The organism is Pseudobutyrivibrio xylanivorans, from assembly GCF_008935055.1.
In the GTDB taxonomy this organism is placed as follows: Bacteria; Bacillota; Clostridia; order Lachnospirales; family Lachnospiraceae; genus Pseudobutyrivibrio; species Pseudobutyrivibrio xylanivorans_A.
The window spans coordinates 2,995,613-3,012,741 of the sequence record NZ_CP043028.1 but is presented as its reverse complement, the minus strand read 5'-3'; the positions used below and the strand labels follow the sequence as shown (position 1 = coordinate 3,012,741).

Genomic DNA, 17,129 nt, shown 5'->3' with positions numbered 1-17,129 from the left:
ATGGCAAAAGATATACCAGTATATGTCTTCACTGGATTTATGGACAGTGGTAAAACCACTCTAATCCAGGAGACATTGTTTGAAAATGACTTCGCCGCTGGCGGAGAAGACAGAATCCTCATTTTGTCTTGTGAGGATGGCGATGTTGAGTACGATATTGAAAAGCTTAAGACAATCAATGCAAAGGTGGCAACAATCGATTCTGAAGAGGAATTCAACCTTGAAAACCTTACAAGAATTTCAAATGAGTACAAGCCTGATGTTATCTTCCTTGAGTACAACGGTACCTGGGGCGTGGACAAGATTTACGACGAGCCACTTCCAGAAGGATGGGTTCCAGCGCAGTCACTTGCTACTGTTGATGCTACAACCTTTGAAAACTATCTCAACAACATGCGCACCATGATGATGGAGCAGCTTTTCAAGGCAGAGGTAGTAATATTCAATCGTTGTACAGATGCTACTCCAAAGACAAAATTCCGTGGACAGATTAAGTCGATGAATCGCCCGGCTCAGATTGTTTATGAAAGAGCAGATGGAACAATTGATGATTCTCCAGAGGAGCTTCCATTTGATATCGATGCAGATGTTATCGAAATCACAGATGCTGACTACGCACTTTGGTTTATGGACTGTATGGAGACACCAAAGAAGTATGACGGCAAGACAGTTCACTTCCTTGGTCTTGTTTACAATCCAAACGATGGCAAGCTTCGCAAGGATGTATTCGTTCCAGGACGTTTTGCGATGACATGCTGTGTTGAGGATATCCAGTTCCTCGGTATGAAGTGCAAGTGGGATAAAGCGGAATCCCTTGGACATCGTACTTGGGTAGATATCACAGCAAAAATTAAAGTAGAGTTCGCAAAGGAATATAAAGGAAGAGGCCCTGTGCTTTATCCGATTTCCGTAGAGCCAGCTGAAAAGCCAGAAGATGAGCTTGTATACTTTAGTTAATATATAATTTGCGCCTCTAGTCACACTCTCAAGCCTTGGTTTTACTCCGTCGCGAGATTGGCGCCTTGAGTAACACCAAGAGCTTGATAGCTACTAGAGGCTTAATTTATGTCAAAAATACAATTTTGTTCACTTTAACACTTTACAATGCTACAGTGAATAGATATAATACGTACATTATGGTACGAAAAAGGGAAGGAGTCTTGTTTATGTATCCAATTTTAAAGAAGGAAAAGCTTTCCGATAAGATTTTCCTTATGGTAGTTAAAGCACCACGTGTGGCAGCTGGTTGCTTGCCAGGACAGTTTATTATTGTAAAGATTGATGAGGAGGGTGAGCGTATTCCTCTCACAATCTGTGATTACGATAGAGCAGAAGGAACTATTACAATTGTTTTCCAGACTGTTGGCGCTTCTACAGAGCGTATGGCACTTCTTAATGAAGGTGATGCTTTCGCAGATTTCGTAGGTCCACTTGGACAGCCTTCAGAGCTTTGCCTTGAGGATGAGCTTGAGGAGACAAAGAAGAAGAGCATCGTATTCATCGCAGGTGGTGTTGGTACAGCTCCGGTATATCCTCAGGTTAAGTGGCTTAAGGAGCATGGCGTAAAGACTACAGTTATCATTGGTGCACGTTCAAAGGATATCCTTTTCTATGAGGACGAGATGCGCGAAGTAGCTGATGAGCTTTATCTTGCAACAGATGATGGAAGCTATGGTTTCCACGGAAATGGTTGCCAGCAGCTTCAGGCACTTGTAGATTCAGGTAAGAAGTATGACCATTGCGTAGCAATTGGTCCTATGATTATGATGAAATTTGTATGTCTCCTTACAAAGGAGCTTGGCATTCCTACAGTAGTTTCTATGAACCCAATCATGGTTGATGGAACAGGTATGTGTGGAGCTTGCCGTCTTGTAGTTGGTGATGAGGTTAAGTTTGCTTGCGTAGATGGTCCAGAGTTTGATGGTCACCTTGTAGACTTTGATCAGGCTATGGCTAGAGCAAAGCAGTACAAGACAGAGGAAGGCAGAGCACTTCTTAAGCAGCAGGAAGGCGATACTCACCACGGTGGATGTGGAAATTGTGGAGGTGACAAGTAATGGGAGACGTATTAGTTAGAGTACCTATTTCAGAGCAGGACCCTAAGGTTCGTGCTACAAACTTCGAAGAGGTTTGTCTTGGATATACAGAGGAAGAGGCAGTAGAGGAGGCAGGACGTTGCCTTAACTGTAAGAAGCCTATGTGTGTAGGTGGCTGCCCAGTTTCTATTAATATTCCAGCATTTATCGAGCAGGTTAAGGAGCGCAACTTCGAGAGAGCATACGAAATCATTTCTGAGTCATCAGCTCTTCCAGCTGTTTGCGGTCGTGTTTGTCCACAGGAGTCACAGTGCGAAGGCAAGTGTATCCGTGGAATTAAGGGCGAGGCAGTAGCTATCGGAAAGCTTGAGCGTTTTGTTGCTGACTGGGCTCGCGAGAATGGCATCAAGCCAAAGAATACATCTACTCCAAATGGACACAAGGTAGCTGTTATTGGTTCAGGCCCTTCAGGTCTTACAGCAGCTGGAGATCTTGCAAAGCTTGGTTATGATGTTACTGTATTTGAAGCCCTTCATGAGATGGGTGGTGTACTTGTTTATGGTATTCCAGAGTTCCGTCTTCCAAAGGACAAGGTAGTAAAGGCTGAGGTTGAGAATGTAAAGGCTCTCGGCGTTAAATTTGAAAAGAATGTAATCATCGGACGTTCAATCACAATCGATGAGCTTATGGAGAACGAAGGCTTCGAGGCTGTATTCATCGGCTCAGGAGCTGGTCTTCCAATGTTCATGCATATTCCAGGTGAGCAGGCTAACGGAGTATTCTCTGCAAACGAGTACCTTACACGTAACAACCTTATGAAGGCTTTCAAGGAAGGTTATGATACACCAATCGCTCGCGGCAAGAAGGTTGTTGTAGTTGGTGGTGGTAACGTAGCTATGGATGCTGCTCGTACAGCACTTCGTCTTGGTGCAGAGGTTCACGTTGTTTACCGTCGTTCTGAGGCAGAGCTTCCAGCGAGAGCAGAGGAAGTTCACCACGCTAAGGAAGAGGGCGTTATCTTTGATCTTCTTCAGAATCCAGTTGAAATCCTTGTTAATGAGGAAGGAAGCGTTCGTGGATGCAAGATTATCAAGATGGAGCTTGGCGAGCCAGATGCTTCAGGACGTCGTCGTCCAGTAGAGATTCCAGGCAGCGAGTATGAAATCGAGTGCGATACTGTTATCATGTCACTTGGTACATCTCCAAACCCACTTATCTCTAGCACAACAGTTGGTCTTGATACAAATAAGAAGGGTTGCCTCATTGCTACAGAGCAGGGCGCAACAACAAAAGACGCAGTATTCGCAGGCGGTGATGCCGTAACAGGTGCAGCTACTGTAATCCTCGCCATGGGCGCAGGTAAAACAGCTGCCGCAGCCATCGACGAATACTTCCGCAACAAATAAAAACGATTTACGCATTTTGGCGGCTCTTTGAATAAGGAGCCGCTATTTTTGTACCATTTTTTAGATTAGTGCCCCAGCCCAACCGCCCACCTGGCACCACGAGGCCCACCCAGTCCAATTCTAATTTGCATCATTGGAGTAAAATTGCAGATTCTCTTAAGCTACCGGTTGAGCTTTCTGGGGGTGTCCTTTTATTGATGTTGCACTTCGAACCCACTGTATTACACTACACAGACACTTTGTAGTTTATATAAGCTTCTCTGCACAAAGCTTAGGATAATTGCGTTCATACTCCATTCGCTAAGTGGGAAAACGAAATGTTTTTTGTAGATATAGGCACCACTCGGGATTCACGTCCATGATCAGCCGCTCGTTCTCATGGCCATGCGTGACTCGTCGTGCCTATATATATCAAAACAACATTTGTTTCCCACTAAGCTCATTGCAAAATCACGCAATTATTCCTAAGTTTGCTGCATAGAAGCTTAATTCAAGAATTATTAGTGTTTGTGTTGTGTATACTGTGGCGTTAGAAGTGCAAAGAATGAAACGGACACCCACAAATAAAAAAAGCGAAACGTAGCTTTAGAGAATCACAATTTTGCGACTGTGCAAATAGAATGGACTGGGTGGGCCTCGTGGTGCCAGGTGGGCGGTTGGGCTGGGACACCACATACAATAGAGGGTAAAAAAATAGCGGATACGATAACGTGAGATGAGCCGCAAAAAAAGGCTTGCCGTTAGGCAAGCCCTGAATTTTTAATGTTAAGTTTCAGTTTTTAGAGCTGTCCAAAAGCGTACTTGAAGAATGATACCGGCTCCTTGCCCTCAATTTTCTGCTTCTTGCAGTACTTTTCATAATCTGCGTAAACTGTGTACATCTGGAATGATACTTCTTCGAACATTCTTAATTCCTCCTATCTCTTTTTCTTTTCGAGCATATGATAAACCTTGAGTTGTACTTTGTCAACAAAAACAATATTAAGAAATTGTGAAAAATGGACAAACGTATTTGGGTTGAGTTAGTTTCCATAGGTGTGGTACAATTTATGTAGGAAACTCAAGCAATAAATTATAGTTTTTGGGAGTTAATTATGAACGAACGAATATTAGAAGGCGCATTAAATGTTTTCAAGGTAAAGGGTCCAAAGTTCACTATGGATGATATTGCTGCGGAAATGAAGATGAGCAAGAAGACTATCTACACAGTGTTCAATGACAAGAATGAGCTTATGTGTGAGATGGTGGATTATGCTTTCGATCTAATCAAGTCTGCAGAGGATAAAATCTATAATGATGACTCACTTAACACTGTGGAGAAGCTTCGCGGTATTCTGGAGGTTTTACCTGAGAATTATTATGGATATGATTTCAGCGCAATGCAGGCACTTGCTGAGAAATATCCAATGGCTCATGAAAAGCTTACACACAGATTGGAAAGTGGCTGGGACAAGACCTTCGATTTGTTGAAGGCGGGAATGGCTGAGGGTTCAATCCGCGAGATTAATCTGGAGATTTTCAAGCTTATGTACGAGTCAAGCGTAGAACGCTTGCTTATGAGCGAATTTTTAAAGAAGAATACAACAGCCTACCCTGTTGCCTTAAAGCAGGTTGTTGAAGTATTGGTTGATGGAATCATTATAAAGGGAAGATAAATGGCACAACGAATTTATTTAGACAGAAAATGGCGCTTCAACGAAAGCTTCACAGAGGATATGATTACTGAACCGATGGAGGAATCCACATTGGTTAATCTGCCTCATACTGTCAAGGAGACACCTCTCAATTATTTTGATGAGAGCGTTTACCAGATGGTAAGTGGCTATCAGAAGAGCATCTTCGCACCAACTCAGTGGGAAAATCAGGTTGTATCCCTTGTATTTGAGGGAGTTGCTCATTCATGTGATGTTTACGTAAATGGAAAGCATGTGAAGCATCACGATTGTGGTTATACTGCATTTTCTGCTGATGTTAGTAAAATCCTTGAATATGGCAAGGAAAACCTCATCACTGTAAAGGTGGATTCAAGGGAGACTTTGAACCAGCCGCCATTTGGTTATGTGGTAGATTACATGACCTATGGTGGAATTTATCGTGATGTTTATTTCGAGGTGAAGGAAAAGGTTCACTTCAGGGAGTTGAATATACAGCCATCACTGCTTGAACGCGTTACTACCAGCAAGCGTAATGCCAAGCAGATAAAGATGATGAAGGTTCAGGGTATTATCAAGACTGAATGTATCATGCCAAAGCGCATCTACAAGCTTGCTGCAGCGGAGCGAGTTTTCGTTAGACAGTATTTGGATGATATTTTGTTGATTTCTCAGCCTGTTGGTGGTCTTGAGGAGCGTGAGAACGGCTATTACATGAGTCTGACCAGCGCACCTGCTTCGGTAAAGCTTTGGGATATCGAAAGTCCGCGCTTATATAAAGTTAGGACTCAGCTTGTTCTTGACGACAATGTGGTTGATGAGGACGTGGTTACCATCGGCTTCAGAAGCTCGGAGTTCAGAAAGAACGGCTACTATCTAAATGGTCGTAAGGTAAAGCTTAGAGGTCTCAACAGACATCAGTCTTATCCTTATGTGGGTTATGCGATGCCGGAATCTATGCAGCGTCTTGATGCAAAGATTTTGAAGGAGGAGCTTGCACTTAATGCAGTTCGTACTTCGCACTATCCACAGTCACAGTACTTCGTTGATGAGTGCGACAGACTTGGACTGCTGGTATTCACAGAGATGCCAGGTTGGCAGCACATAGGAGATAAGGAATGGAAGGATAAGGCTATTCAGAACACCAAAGAGATGGTGCTCCAGTATCGCAATCATCCTTCAGTTATCCTTTGGGGCGTTCGAATTAATGAGTCACCAGATGATGACGAGTTCTATGAGCAGACAAATGCAATGGCACATTCTCTTGATCCATCTCGTCCAACTGGCGGTGTGCGATGCATAGCAAAGAGCAATCTTTTAGAGGATGTTTACACCTATAATGATTTCCTCCACGCAGGAAATAACAAGGGCTGTGCTAAGAAGAGTGATATTACATCAAACGAGGAGAAGCCTTATCTCATCAGCGAATATAATGGACACATGTATCCTACAAAGCCGTTCGATGATGAGGAGCAGCGACAGGAGCATGCAATTCGTCATGCAAATGTTCTTGACTCAATTGCTGGAGAGTCAGACATTGCTGGTGGCTTCGGCTGGTGTATGTTTGATTACAACACACATAAGGATTTCGGTTCCGGAGATAGAATCTGTTATCACGGCGTGATGGATATGTTCAGAAATCCTAAGCTTGCAGCCTCAGTATATTCAGCATTTTCTGAGACAGAGACAATTCTGGATGTTACTACAAGCTTTGATATTGGTGAGCATCCTGCCTGCAATCGTGGCAAGTCTTATATCATCAGTAATGCTGATTCGGTGAAGATGTATAAGAACGATGTTCTTATAAAGGAATATTTCCCAGCGGATAGCAGCTTCGAGAATCTGAAGCATGGTCCGATTCTGATAAATGATTTTGTTGGTGATGCTATCGAACAGGATGGCAGCTACACAAAGGGACAGGCGAAGCTTTTAAAGGAAGCTTTGAACGAGGTCACATTAAAGGGCTTCAAGCCAACTCCAAAGCTTGCATGGCTTGCATTTAAACTGGTTGTACTGCACAGGGTTAGCCCAAAGCAGGCTGTTCCAATTTACAATAAGTTCATTGGCGACTGGGGCGGTGAGTCCAGAGAGTACAAGTTCGAAGCTATCAAGGATGGCGAAGTAGTAAAGACTGTTAAGAAGGCGGCGGTTACAAGTGTACATATTGATGCAAAGGTTAGCCACACACTTCTCACAGAGCTTCATACATATGATGTTGCAAATGTGAGAGTTAAGCTTCTTGACCAGAATGATAATCAGCTTTATTTCTTCTCACAGCCAGTTAGCTTTGAGGTAGAAGGACCATTCGAAATCATTGGTCCAAAGGTAGTTTCTCCAATGGGAGGATGTACGGGAGTTTATATAAAATCCATCGGCGAAGATGGAGACGGAAAGCTCATAATTTCAAGCGAGGGGCTTGAACCAGTTACCATCGGACTTTCCGCAGAATGTTTGACAAAATAATTAATAGGGTGAGGTAAATATTAGTAATGAATGATAAGAGTAGGGTGATTTTTGGTAATCGCATTTCTGACAAGGATTACAAAAAGGCATGTAACACAAAGAAGAAGAGCATCAAGAAATTCGGTGATGACTCAAACGTTGATTACAATATCGTAATCGAGAAGAACAGCCACATCGGTGATTCACTTGGCGTTTATGATGTCCTTTTAAAGGACGGTGAGTCTAAGGAGAAGTTTGATACTGAAAAGGGTATCATCGTTGGAAATATCCGAATGGGCTTTGGTCATTATCGTATTTCAATGGCAATGGCTTCAGCTGCAAAGGCATTGGGCTACAAACCATATTGGATGGATTTGAATAGCTATCCACAGACAACCTGCACAAAGGTAATCAGTGCACAGAATGATTTGTATTCACTTGGTTCAAGACTTTCAAAGAACAAGCTTTTCAACAAGTTTATTTGGGAGCCTGCAAACTATGAGTGGTTTAGAAAGCTTAGCTACAACGCTGCAGATCAGAAGAATGCAGAGCTTATGGCTACAGTTTACAAGAACGTTCCAAAGGATATTCCTGTTGTTGGTACTCACGTGTGGCCTGCACAGGCAGCAGTTCATGCTGGCATGAAGAATGTTGTAAATGCCATTCCTGATAACTGGCCAATGGCCCTTCATTTTGCTGAGGGCTCAGTTCATACAATTCAGTGTAAGAACGCATACATGGGTTATCGTATCTGTAATGGTATGGCGGGAAATGATGCGGTTTGCCATCCAATGCCAAATGATGATTTGGTTTATGTTGGTCATTATATCGACCATGAGCTTGTTAGCAATATCGAGGCAGATTGTGATGCCAGAATGGCACGTAAGGCAAATGGCAAGCCAATGAGATTTTTACTTACAATTGGTGGCGCTGGTGCTCAGAAGGAGATTTTCGCTGCAATCATCAAATATCTTCTTCCTGCAATCAAGGATCAGAAGGCTACACTTTATGTAAATGTTGGTGATTACAAGAACGTATGGGATGATTTGATTGCAGAGATTCCTGAGATGAAGGCAGTTTCTACAGAGCATTTCAATCAGTTTGAGGCAACTTCAAAGTTTGCTGAGGATGCTATCACAGGTGATGTTACAGGAATTCACGGATTCTATCACGAGAATATTTTCGAGGCGGTTTACTGCACAAATCTTCTTATGAGAAGCTGCGACGTACTTGTTACTAAGCCATCTGAGCTTGCATTCTACCCAATTCCAAAGCTTTTCATCAAGCGAGTTGGAAAGCATGAGATGTGGGGAGCTATTCATTCAGCAGAGATGGGCGATGGAACATTAGAGTGCCGCGACATTCCTCATACACTTCAGATGATTGACTTGTTTATGAAGGATGAGAAGCTTCTTAAGGATATGTGCGACAGCATCAAGGTCAACAAGAGTATCGGTCTTTACGACGGGGCGTATAAGGTCGTTGAGTTGGCTATGTCTATGAAAAATAAATAATATATGTAACTTAGGAGAAATATAATGATTAAAGCTGATGGAAAAGTATTTGTATTAAATACTGAAAATACTACTTACGCATTTAAGGTAATGGAGACAGGTCAGCTGGAACATTTGTACTACGGAAGGCTCATCCAGGAGGATGAGCCATCTGTGCTTATTGAAAAGCGTGCATTTGCTCCAGGCAACACTGTTACCTATAATGCCGAGCACCCAGAGCTTACACTTGAGGATGTCAGACTTGAGACTTCTTCTATTGGTAAGGGTGATTTTAGGGAGCCAATGGTGGAGGCAATCTGCGCTGACGGCAGCAGTACACTTGATTTTGTCTATGAGAGTTATGAGGTGGTGAATGATAAGCCTGAACTTGCTGGACTTCCTAGCGCATACGATGAAAATGGTGATGTACAGACACTTATTGTCACCTTGAAGGATAAGAACCACGGCTTCATGCTTGAGCTTTCATATAGCGTATTTGAGAGTTGTGACGTTATTACCCGTTCAGCCAAATTTATAAATAGCTCAAATGAATCTGTGAAGCTTACTCGTATGCTTTCGATGATTCTTGATTTTGATACACCAGGCATGAAGATTACATCTTTCCATGGTTCATGGACAAGAGAGATGAACAAGTCTGATGTGATTCTTCCAGCTGGAAAGCTTGTAAATTCCTCATTTACAGGCACAAGCTCAAACCGCTGCAATCCTTTATTTATGGTTTCAGATGCTGATTCTGATGAGACATCAGGAGATGTTTGGGGCTTCAACCTTGTTTATTCTGGAAATCACTATTCAGCTACCGAGGTTTCTCCTTGGGGGAAGACAAGAGTGGCCTATGGTATAAATCCACAGAATTTCACATGGACTCTTGAGGCAGGCGAGGAATTTCAGGCTCCAGAGGCAGTTCTTACCTATTCTGCTGAGGGCTTCAGTCAAATGAGTCATAATATGCATGATTTCGTTCGCGAGCATATTACAAGAGGAGAGTGGAAGGAAAAGGAGCGCCCAATTCTTATCAACAGCTGGGAGGCTTCATACTTCGACTTTACTGAGAAATCTCTTCTCAAGCTTGCCAAGACTGCAAAAGACACCGGTATCGAACTTTTTGTTATGGATGATGGCTGGTTTGGCGAGAGAAATGATGATAAGCACGCACTTGGTGATTGGGATATTGTAAATTCCAAGAAACTTCCAGGTGGACTTGCAGGTTTATCAAAGAAGATTAACGACCTTGGTCTTATGTTTGGCCTTTGGGTTGAGCCAGAGATGATTAACGTTGACAGCGAGCTTTATCGCAAGCATCCAGAGTGGGCTATCGATATTCCAGGTATGGATCATGCAGAGGGACGTAATCAGAGACTTCTTGACCTTTGCAATCCAGAGGTTGTTGATTACATGATAGAGAGAATGAGTGAGGTGTTCTCTACACCTGGACTTTCTTATATCAAATGGGATATGAACCGCAACTTCTCTGATTACTACTCAAAGTATCTTCCAGCTGAGAAGCAGCAGGAGGTTAGCCACAGATATGTGCTTGGATTCTATCGACTTCTTAAGACTTTGGCAGAGAAGTTCCCAGAGATTCTTATGGAGGGCTGCGCTTCAGGTGGCAACCGTTTTGACCTTGGAGCACTTTGCTACTATCCACAGATTTGGGCAAGCGACAACACTGATGCAGTTAGCAGACTTGTAATCCAAAATGGATACTCTTATGGCTATCCACAGAGCACTTACACAGCTCACGTATCTGCATGTCCAAACCATCAGACACTTCGCGTGACACCTATTGAGAGCCGCTTTGCAGTTGCAAGCTTTGGAGTGCTTGGCTACGAGCTTAATCTCAATGATGCAAAGGCTGAGGATATTGCATCGGTAAAGGCGCAGATTGAGCTTTACAAGCTGTATAGAAAGACTCTTCAGTTTGGAGATTACTATAGACTCAAGGATGGAAATATCTACGAGTGGAGCATTGTTGACAAGAGCAAGAAAACAGCTGTTACAATGCTTATGCAGCGAGAGATTATGGCTGGTGAGCAGTACTTAAGAATTGATCAGGCTGGACTTGATAATGATGCCAAGTACCACTTCTTTGGAAGAAAGCTTGAGTATAATCTTAAGGGCTTTGGAGACTTGGTTAATACAGTTGCACCTGTGCATATCAAGCAGGATGGTGTGCTTCACAATGTAATCGCAAAGTTTGTGAAGATGCCTGGAGAAAGCGAAGACTTCGTGGCTTCAGGATCTACACTTAACAATGCAGGTGTAAAGCTTGCACAATCCTTTGTAGGCACAGGCTACAATGAACAGGTGCGTTACTTCCCAGACTTTGGGGCACGCCTGTACTTCGCCGAAAAAATATAAAAATAAGCCAACAAATATAGGTTTTCATGCTCCCGCAGGGCACCCTCCATACTCAAGCCTGGGCCCCTAAGAAATGTAAGCTTCGCTTACTAGGGCAACATTTTCCATCGCTAAGCTCGGAAAATATTACCCCTGTCCCGCCCGGTGTAGGTCCCTCCCAGGCTTGGCATGGCACTCCCCTGCTCGCGCTTGCGGAGTCTATGTCTGTTGGCTTTTGTTTATTCTACTTTCTTGTTAATGAAATTACTTTTATATTTAGAGTATACGATTTTTTGGGATTTGTAGAGTCCTGTGTAGCCTGACACCCAGTACGAGAACGCTACTGCCAGCAGGAAGTATGGCATAGGTTCGTAGCCGAAGAGCTCGAAGCAGATGAGCAGGCTGGAGATTGGGCAGTTGGTTACACCGCAGAAGAGGGCACCCATACCTACTGCTGCAAGCAGAGGAGATGGCATACCAAGTATTGGACCCATAGCTGCGCCCAGGGTTGCACCAATGAATAAAGTAGGAACGATTTCACCACCTTTGTATCCGCAGGATAATGTGAGGGTGGTGAATATTATTTTAAGCAAAAAATACTTAAGTCCGATTGTGGCACCGGTGAAGCAGGATTCGATGATAGCAGAGCCGGTGCTGTTATAAGTTTGAGAGCCTACAAGCAATGTGAGCACAAGAACTGAACAGCCACCAACAACTGCTTTGATATAAGGATTCTCAAGCTTTGAAGATAAGAACTCTTCATATTTGTGAAGGCTCATACAAAACAGAATTGAAACAAATCCACAAATAACTGCAAACACACTGATAAGGATTCCATTTACTACACCGAATTTTGGAATGGTACCAATTACATACATTTCAGTGCCAAGGCCCATGTGTGTGGCAACAGAACGAGCTACAAGTGAAGAAATAACGCATGGAACTAAGGCTGCGTAGTGCATGATGCCTACAGAGATAACTTCCATGGAAAAGATTGCGGCAGCCATAGGTGTCCCAAAAAGTGCAGAGAATGCTGCACTCATGCCGCACATTATCATTGTTTTCTTGTCTGTGGAGTTAAGCTTAAGTGCTCGTCCAATTCCATTTCCAATGGCTCCACCCATCTGAAGGGCTGCGCCCTCACGTCCGGCAGAACCACCTACAAGGTGAGTGATTAAAGTTGCAATGAAAATCAGTGGTGCGAGTCTAAATGGAAGTCTTTCATCTGATTGGATGGCGGCGATTACAGTATTGGTTCCGCTGTCCTTTACTTTCAAAATGGTTTTATAAATATAGGTAATGAGTACGGCGCCAACTGGCAGAAAGAATATGAGCCAAGGGTTAGCCTCGCGGGTTTTTATGACCCATTTCATGGAAAGGCCAAATGCTGATGCAAATGCACCGACTGATAATCCGACCAGGATAGAAGCAATTGTCCAGGTTACAACGGACAAGGCTCTGTGGCCATTATGGTCTATTTTATGAATAGCTTTTTCTTTAAATTCCTCGTTAAACATGGGGGGATACCTTTCTTTTTTATCGATAGTTTATATGCTATCATTATTATAATTAATAGAAAAGGGATTTTTGTTATGAAGAACATATTTATTGTGAATAAAGCAGCCAGAACAGGTAAGGCTGCAGAAACCTGGGATGAACTGGAAAGATACCTGAATGCAAACAATATTGATTATCAGGTAAGATTCACGTCAGGGGCTGGCGATGCTACGGAATTCGCAAAAGAAGCTACATCAACAGGAGAGTTGGTAGGGCTTTTTGTAATGGGTGGAGATGGCACATTAAACGAAGCAATAAATGGAATTGTTGATTTTGAAAATACACTTTATACACCGTTGCCATCAGGCTCCGCAAATGATTTTGTTGCAGGAATAGGCCTTACAGGAAGTGCGCTAGATATTTTAAAAAGGGCATTGAATACTGAAAGCTATAGGGTCCTTGATATAGGAAAGGTTATTTATGAAGGAGGAGAGAGGCTCTTTGGAGTCAGCTCGGGGATAGGAGTTGACGCATACGTGTGCCTTCAGGCTTTGAACAGCAGGCTGAAGAAATTCCTTAATCATTTCGGTCTTGGCTCTGCCACTTATGGACTGCTTACTATTGGCGATATTTTTACAATGCCTTTTGCAGATGCCAGGATTACTGCCTGGTTTAAAGGTGAAAGAATAAGTATGGATGTGAAAAGAATAATTTTTGCTGCGGCTATGAATTGCAGGGCCGAGGGTGGCGGAGTTCCCATGGTGCCCGATGCAAAACCAGATTCAGGATTCCTTTCGGCATTTTACGCTCATGATATCAGCAGATTAAAATGCTTTTTACGTTTACCTTCGCTAGTGGCAGGTAAGCACAAGGGAAAACGCGGTTTTGATTTCTTAAATTTTGATAAAATCCATATCAAAATGAATTCTCCCATGTGTGTCCATGCAGATGGGGAACATGTTGGATTCTTTGAGGAAATATGCTTTGAATGTTTACCACAGACATTAAAAGTTCGTGGCTGATTACTTACAAATTATTAAAATTGTATTAAAAGTTTCTCAAATGATTCATTGTTATTTTATAGACTATTGAGTATAATATACACCGGAGTAAAGAGAATTGGTTTCTCTTCCTATATATTTAAATAATTAATCAAGGAGGATGGAAAATGATTTTCCAAGTTACTAATCTTTGGCAAGTTCTTGGCTGGTGCCTTGTATTTGCAGGATTAATTCTTATGAACGAAATCGGCCGTCGTACAAAGGTCGGTGGAATGATTATCTTTGTAATCATCCCAGCTATTCTTACAGTTTACTTTATCCTTGCTCATGTTGGCATGTTCGGTGGTTCAGCTAACCCTACAGTTGCTTACATGGATGGATGGTTCCACTACTTCAAGCTTTACGCAGCAGATATCGGATGCGTTGGTTTCATGATGATCAAGTACAAGTGGGGCATTGGTAAAGAAAAATGGTTCGCTTGGTGGCCATGGTTCATCGTTGCAGCAAACATTATGATTGCTAACGTTTCTGATATGGAGTCAGCTCTTGCAGCATACCAGATTTCTGGTACTCTTTCAGGTGCTTGGTGGGCTTCAAACGAAGGTGTATTCATCTACGGTGGATGGTGGAACGTTGTTAACGCTATCGCTGGTATGATCAACATCTTCTGTATGACAGGTTGTGTAAAGCTTTACACATCAAACGACAAGAACCAGTCAGATATGATTTGGCCAGATATGACAGTTTGGTTCATCATTGCTTATGATGTTTGGAACTTCGAGTATACATACTTAAATCTTCCTACACATACATGGTACTGTGGTGTTGCACTTCTTCTTGCTCCTACATTTGCTAACGCTCTTTGGAACAAGGGTGCTTGGATCCAGAACCGTGCTAACACACTTGCAATCTGGTGTATGTGGGCACAGGTAGTACCTCTCTTCCAGTTAAAGGGTACATTCGCAGCTGTTCTTCCACGTGTATACGGTGGCGCTACAGAGGCTGGTATCACAACAATGGATCTTTATGAGCAGGCTATCGCTCTTTATAATGCAGGCCAGGGCAAGACAGCAGCAGCTGGTGAGGCTATTGCAGCAATGGGTATCACAGCAGATCCTACAATGCAGGGCTTCGTAGCTATGATGGCACTTGCTGTTAACGTTGTATGTATCTCTGTTATCATCAGAAATGCAATCAGAATCGGTGGAAACCCATATTCTAATTGCGTATTTGAAGGAACAAAGGATTTCGACGAGGCTATGGCACGTGCAGCTAAGTAATTAAGTCACAAATATTTTAAAGCTCGGACAGTTTATCTGTCCGGGCTTTTTTGCTATAATGAGGCTAAAGTGGGGAGATATAGTGCCATTAATGTATTAGTGGCAGAAGAGAAGGACAAGAATAATGCTTAAAGTTTACTACATAATGCACAGCTGCTTTTTAGTGGAGCTGGACGATAGATATTTGCTTTTTGATTACTTTGACAAGGGGGTTGTTAAGGACGTTGTAGATTTCAAGGGAGGCTTACCGGAGCTTGACCCTGAGAAATATTTATATGTGTTTGCCAGCCATAGCCATAAGGACCACTGGTGGCTTGAAAATCTAAGATGGGCTGACAGTCGAAGCAATATACATTATATTCTTTCAAAGGATATTAGGCTTGGAAGAAATTATCTCACTAGAAACGGCTTTAATCTTTCTATCAAGGAAAAGATAACCTTTGTGGCGCCTTTGAAGAAATATCATGTGGATGATATGACAATCGAAACACTCAGATCTACAGATGCAGGCGTTGCTTTTGTAATTAATGTAAATGGCCTTAACATATACCATGCAGGTGATTTAAACTGGTGGAATGCAGAAGGCAGAGGAGAACTGTACGGCGAGGTTTACGGCAGGGAGTACAAGCGAGCTCTCAGACCAATCGCAAACAGACATTTTGACCTTGGCTTTGTTGTGTTGGATTCTCGAATGGGCGAGGATGGTTATTTCGTTGGAATGGAGCATTTTATCAAAAATATTGAGTGCGACACAATTTTCCCAATGCATATGTGGGGAGAGTACCAGTGGATTGAGAGATTCAAGGGCAGACCAGGAATTGCAAATCTCAAGGATAAAGTAGTGGATATAGATAGAGAGAATATAGTTTATGATATTTACTAAAAAACTTACCCCAGAACAATTCAACCCCGATGTCATTCTGAACTCTGGTCAGGTTTTCCGTATGAAACGCGAATTCAAAGGTGCTGACGGTATACCAGACACCTACAGTGCCAGTTCGGGAGATAACGAGGTTATCTTTTATCTAAATACCGAGAAGGACGCATGGGATTTTGTCTGTCAGGAGTCACAGTGGGACTTCTGGCAGAATTATTTTGACTTTGAAACGGATTACATCTCTTATAACAATATTATCCGTCAAAGCAATGATAAATTTCTAAAGGACTCACTGAAGGATTCCTTTGGAATGCGAATCCTGAGACAGGATTTGTGGGAGGTCTTTATTTCCTATGTGATTTCTCAAAATAATAATATCCCAAAGATAAAGAAATCTATTCAGGTGCTTTGCGACAGATATTCTGATGGTGTACATTTTCCAAAGCCTGAGGTTCTGGCTTTTGTTCCGGAGGCTGAGCTTATGGATGGTACGGCTTTAGGGTACAGAGCGGATTACATCATTGGAATTTCAAGAGCTATTACAGAGGGCAGGCTTAATATTGAGGCCATCAGCAAGCTTCCATATCAGGAGGCATACAACAGTCTCATTGCTATCAAGGGTATTGGTCCAAAGGTAGCCAATTGCATTATGCTCTATGGCTTTCATTTTATGGAAAGCTACCCAATAGATACCTGGATGAAAAAGATAATCAAAGAGGACTACAGCACGTATAATCAGGCTGATTATCTGAATTACATCAACGAGAGCTACAGTGGATTTCAGGGCTATGTTCAACAGCTTCAGTTTTATCACAAGAGACAGCTGAAATGATTGAATTTGATATTGCTTTGCATTATAATTTATTCAAGTATGCAATAAATATTTTCGAAACTTAGGAGGATTTGCTATGTCTGCATTTTTATCTAGTTTTGTAAGTTATTTAATTAAGATGATCATACTCGTAGCATTGGGTATTTGCGGTGGCTTTATCGGAATCAAGCTTCGCAAATCCAGCGATAAGAAGAAGGGAATCGACACATTAGCCGAGTCTTCTTCTGAGGAATAATTTTTGGAGGACTTTTG

The 17,129-nt window shown here is 42.5% G+C and carries 14 protein-coding genes; 12 read left to right on the top strand and 2 right to left on the bottom strand.

Annotated elements, in window-relative coordinates:
• From FXF36_RS13565 to gltA, 3 genes are all read left to right on the top strand, one after another.
• The gene (locus tag FXF36_RS13565) at nt 1-957 is read left to right on the top strand and encodes a TIGR03943 family putative permease subunit (protein ID WP_151624964.1); all 957 of its coding nucleotides are present in this window, start codon (nt 1-3) and stop codon (nt 955-957) included.
• Between the two features lie 209 nt (nt 958-1,166).
• Nucleotides 1,167-2,057, top strand: coding sequence for a sulfide/dihydroorotate dehydrogenase-like FAD/NAD-binding protein (locus FXF36_RS13560; protein ID WP_151624962.1), 891 nt, complete (start codon nt 1,167-1,169; stop codon nt 2,055-2,057).
• Nucleotides 2,057-3,442: an NADPH-dependent glutamate synthase gene (gene gltA / locus FXF36_RS13555; RefSeq protein ID WP_151624960.1), complete on the top strand. Its 1,386-nt coding sequence runs from the start codon at nt 2,057-2,059 to the stop codon at nt 3,440-3,442. The genes FXF36_RS13560 and gltA overlap by 1 nt, the downstream gene beginning before the upstream one ends.
• Nucleotides 3,443-4,221: 779 nt before the next feature.
• Here the strand turns inward: gltA and FXF36_RS16750 are convergent.
• Nucleotides 4,222-4,347, bottom strand: coding sequence for a hypothetical protein (locus tag FXF36_RS16750; RefSeq protein WP_263008650.1), 126 nt, complete (start codon nt 4,345-4,347; stop codon nt 4,222-4,224).
• A gap of 189 nt (nt 4,348-4,536) precedes the next feature.
• Here FXF36_RS16750 and FXF36_RS13550 point away from each other — a divergent pair, with 189 nt between their 5' ends.
• From FXF36_RS13550 to FXF36_RS13535, 4 genes are read left to right on the top strand one after another with little or no spacing between them, the layout of a single operon-like run.
• On the top strand, nt 4,537-5,097 hold the full coding sequence (locus FXF36_RS13550) for a TetR/AcrR family transcriptional regulator (protein WP_151624958.1): 561 nt from the start codon (nt 4,537-4,539) through the stop codon (nt 5,095-5,097).
• Nucleotides 5,098-7,557: a glycoside hydrolase family 2 protein gene (locus FXF36_RS13545; protein ID WP_151624956.1), complete on the top strand. Its 2,460-nt coding sequence runs from the start codon at nt 5,098-5,100 to the stop codon at nt 7,555-7,557.
• A 26-nt stretch (nt 7,558-7,583) separates the two neighbouring features.
• On the top strand, nt 7,584-9,050 hold the full coding sequence (locus FXF36_RS13540) for a DUF6937 domain-containing protein (protein ID WP_151624954.1): 1,467 nt from the start codon (nt 7,584-7,586) through the stop codon (nt 9,048-9,050).
• A 24-nt stretch (nt 9,051-9,074) separates the two neighbouring features.
• The gene (locus tag FXF36_RS13535; protein ID WP_151624952.1) at nt 9,075-11,411 is read left to right on the top strand and encodes an alpha-galactosidase; all 2,337 of its coding nucleotides are present in this window, start codon (nt 9,075-9,077) and stop codon (nt 11,409-11,411) included.
• Nucleotides 11,412-11,629: 218 nt separating this feature from the next.
• Here the strand turns inward: FXF36_RS13535 and FXF36_RS13530 are convergent, their stop codons facing one another.
• Nucleotides 11,630-12,907 (bottom strand): chloride channel protein, encoded by a 1,278-nt coding sequence (locus tag FXF36_RS13530; protein WP_151624949.1) that lies wholly within the window; start codon nt 12,905-12,907, stop codon nt 11,630-11,632.
• A gap of 75 nt (nt 12,908-12,982) precedes the next feature.
• Between FXF36_RS13530 and FXF36_RS13525 the strand changes: the two genes are divergently transcribed.
• The 5 genes from FXF36_RS13525 to FXF36_RS16390 all read left to right on the top strand — a co-directional run bounded on the left by FXF36_RS13525 (nt 12,983) and on the right by FXF36_RS16390 (nt 17,112).
• Nucleotides 12,983-13,909: a diacylglycerol/lipid kinase family protein gene (locus FXF36_RS13525; protein WP_167511392.1), complete on the top strand. Its 927-nt coding sequence runs from the start codon at nt 12,983-12,985 to the stop codon at nt 13,907-13,909.
• A 146-nt stretch (nt 13,910-14,055) separates the two neighbouring features.
• Entirely contained in the window at nt 14,056-15,168 is a 1,113-nt protein-coding gene (locus tag FXF36_RS13520; protein ID WP_151624945.1) for a DUF5692 family protein, read from the top strand.
• Between the two features lie 124 nt (nt 15,169-15,292).
• Nucleotides 15,293-16,051, top strand: a complete 759-nt coding sequence (locus tag FXF36_RS13515) for an MBL fold metallo-hydrolase (protein WP_151624943.1) — start codon at nt 15,293-15,295, stop codon at nt 16,049-16,051.
• Nucleotides 16,038-16,877, top strand: a complete 840-nt coding sequence (locus FXF36_RS13510) for a DNA-3-methyladenine glycosylase 2 (protein ID WP_151624941.1) — start codon at nt 16,038-16,040, stop codon at nt 16,875-16,877. Before FXF36_RS13515 ends, FXF36_RS13510 begins: the two co-directional genes overlap by 14 nt.
• A 76-nt stretch (nt 16,878-16,953) precedes the next feature.
• Entirely contained in the window at nt 16,954-17,112 is a 159-nt protein-coding gene (locus FXF36_RS16390) for a hypothetical protein (RefSeq protein WP_167511391.1), read from the top strand.
• Nucleotides 17,113-17,129 lie beyond the last annotated feature (17 nt).

Excerpts from the sequence above, each read along its gene's own strand:
- FXF36_RS13545 (WP_151624956.1), top strand. The coding sequence starts at position 5,098 with ATGGCACAACGAATTTATTTAGACAGAAAATGGCGCTTCAACGAAAGC.
- FXF36_RS13540 (WP_151624954.1), top strand. The coding sequence starts at position 7,584 with ATGAATGATAAGAGTAGGGTGATTTTTGGTAATCGCATTTCTGACAAG.
- FXF36_RS13530 (WP_151624949.1), bottom strand. The coding sequence starts at position 12,907 with ATGTTTAACGAGGAATTTAAAGAAAAAGCTATTCATAAAATAGACCAT.
- FXF36_RS13515 (WP_151624943.1), top strand. The coding sequence starts at position 15,293 with ATGCTTAAAGTTTACTACATAATGCACAGCTGCTTTTTAGTGGAGCTG.
- FXF36_RS13550 (WP_151624958.1), top strand. The coding sequence starts at position 4,537 with ATGAACGAACGAATATTAGAAGGCGCATTAAATGTTTTCAAGGTAAAG.
- gltA (WP_151624960.1), top strand. The coding sequence starts at position 2,057 with ATGGGAGACGTATTAGTTAGAGTACCTATTTCAGAGCAGGACCCTAAG.
- FXF36_RS13510 (WP_151624941.1), top strand. The coding sequence starts at position 16,038 with ATGATATTTACTAAAAAACTTACCCCAGAACAATTCAACCCCGATGTC.
- FXF36_RS16390 (WP_167511391.1), top strand. The coding sequence starts at position 16,954 with ATGTCTGCATTTTTATCTAGTTTTGTAAGTTATTTAATTAAGATGATC.
- FXF36_RS13520 (WP_151624945.1), top strand. The coding sequence starts at position 14,056 with ATGATTTTCCAAGTTACTAATCTTTGGCAAGTTCTTGGCTGGTGCCTT.
- FXF36_RS13560 (WP_151624962.1), top strand. The coding sequence starts at position 1,167 with ATGTATCCAATTTTAAAGAAGGAAAAGCTTTCCGATAAGATTTTCCTT.
- FXF36_RS16750 (WP_263008650.1), bottom strand. The coding sequence starts at position 4,347 with ATGTTCGAAGAAGTATCATTCCAGATGTACACAGTTTACGCAGATTAT.
- FXF36_RS13565 (WP_151624964.1), top strand. The coding sequence starts at position 1 with ATGGCAAAAGATATACCAGTATATGTCTTCACTGGATTTATGGACAGT.
- FXF36_RS13535 (WP_151624952.1), top strand. The coding sequence starts at position 9,075 with ATGATTAAAGCTGATGGAAAAGTATTTGTATTAAATACTGAAAATACT.
- FXF36_RS13525 (WP_167511392.1), top strand. The coding sequence starts at position 12,983 with ATGAAGAACATATTTATTGTGAATAAAGCAGCCAGAACAGGTAAGGCT.